Source organism: Actinosynnema sp. (genome assembly GCF_052038725.1).
Map to the genome: position 1 here is coordinate 1 of NZ_JBQGCX010000227.1, position 1,762 is coordinate 1,762.

1 protein-coding gene is annotated in these 1,762 nt (G+C 74.9%); it reads right to left on the minus strand.

Annotation, left to right across the window (positions count from 1 at the left end):
- A partial coding sequence (locus ACTUAL_RS04425) for a diguanylate cyclase domain-containing protein (protein ID WP_440899356.1) occupies positions 1-1,707 on the minus strand: 1,707 nt, incomplete at its 3' end.
- Positions 1,708-1,762: the final 55 nt, after the last annotated feature.

Consider the following 1,762-nt stretch of genomic DNA (forward strand, 5'->3'; position numbering starts at 1 on the left):
CTCCTCGCCCAGCCCGGCCGCGGCCGAGTCCAGGCTCAGCCACAGCTGCCCCTCGGCCAGCGCCCAGCCGCGCACCGCGGCGCCGACCAGGCCGCTCAGGTCCGGGTCGCGGGACTGGTCGGCCGACAGCCGCACCAGCACCGGCAGCGACTCCAGCGACGCGAACGAGCAGGCCTCGTCCAGCAGCCACTCGGCCAGCGCGCCCGCCAGGCCCAGCTCGTCGGCGTAGCGCAGGCAGTCGTCGTGCCCGACGGTCGTGCCGTCGTGCTCCCAGCGCAGCCGGGCCGCCAGCGCGACCCGCTCACGGGACCGGTCGCGCACGTCCCGGTAGTCGATCGCGATCTCGCCGGTCTCCAGCGCGCCCGGCATGGCGGCGATCAGCGACAGCCGCGACCGCTCCTTCTCGTCGTGCCCGGCGTCGTAGATGCCCCACTGGCCCTTGCCGCCGGTCTCGGCGCGGCGCAGCGTGCTGTGCGCCTGCCGCAGCAGCGCCATCGCGTCGAGCCCGCGCGCGGCCGTGCGCACGAAGCCCATGCCCGCCGACACGCCCACCGCGTGCCCGGCCAGCCGCACCGGCTCGGCGAGCGCGCCGTCGATCATCGCGGCCAGCTCGGAGATGCTGGGCGTTCCGGGGCCGTCCTCGACCAGCACGACGAACTCGTCGCCGCCGATCCTGGCCACGGTCGCCGCCAGCCCCTCGGCCACCGACGTCAACCGGCCCGCGACGACCTTGAGCAGCTCGTCGCCGTACTCGTAGCCGAGGCCGTCGTTGACGATCGCGACGCTGTCCACGTCCAGGTAGCACAGGGTGATCGAGCCGGGCCGCCCCAGCACCTCCTCCAGCTTGGGCAGGAAGCTCTGCCGGTTCGGCAGCCCGGTCAGCACGTCGTGCAGCGCCTGGTGGCGCAGGTACTCACGCAGCATCCGCTGCTCGGTGACGTCCTCCACCACCGCCAGGTGGTAGCGCGGGCCGCCGTCCTCGCCCGCCACCACGGACAGCGCCACGTTCGTCCACAGCGGATCGCCGCTGGGGTCCAGGAACATCTGCTCGACGTGCGAGACGTCCTGGCCGCGCACCGCCATCGCGGCCCACTCGCCGCGCAGCCCGCTCAGGTCCTGCCCGCCGAAGTCGGGGCCGAGCATCCCGGTCAGCGCGGCGTTGCTCTCCAGCAGCTCGCCGTCCGCGTCGAACACCGCGATCCCGGCGGCGGAGTGCGCGAAGACCTGCCGGAACCGGGCCTCGCTGTCGTGCAGCTCGACCCTCGCGCGCTCCAGCGCGGCCAGCAGCGAGGCCCGGACCTCCTCGTGCTCGCCGAACACCTGAAGGCGCAGCCGGGCGGCGTACCCGCCCGCGACGGCGCCCAGCAGCTCGGCGACCCGCCCTGGCGAGTCGGGTGCGCGCGCGGCCAGGGCGCGGCCGAGCACCTCCAGGGAGCTGGCCAGGCTCGCGTCGCCGGTGAACCGCGCGGTCACCAGCCACTCGCCGACCGCGACCGCCTCGTCGGCGGGCAGGTCGGGCGAGGCGAGCAGCTCGTCGAGCAGGCCGACGTGCTGGGCGAGCTTGCGGCGCACCTTCGCGCGGGCGATCGGGCTGTAGGCGGTGCGGACCAGCTCACCGGTCCAGCGCTCGGCGACCTCGCCCACCGAGGGGGCGCCCGCGGGGGGCGCGCTGCCCGCCAGGGGGACGGGCCTTGAGGGTTGGGTCATGTGTGGCTCTCCACCCGGAGATCAGATCCGCACATCATTCCGTAGGGTGCATATT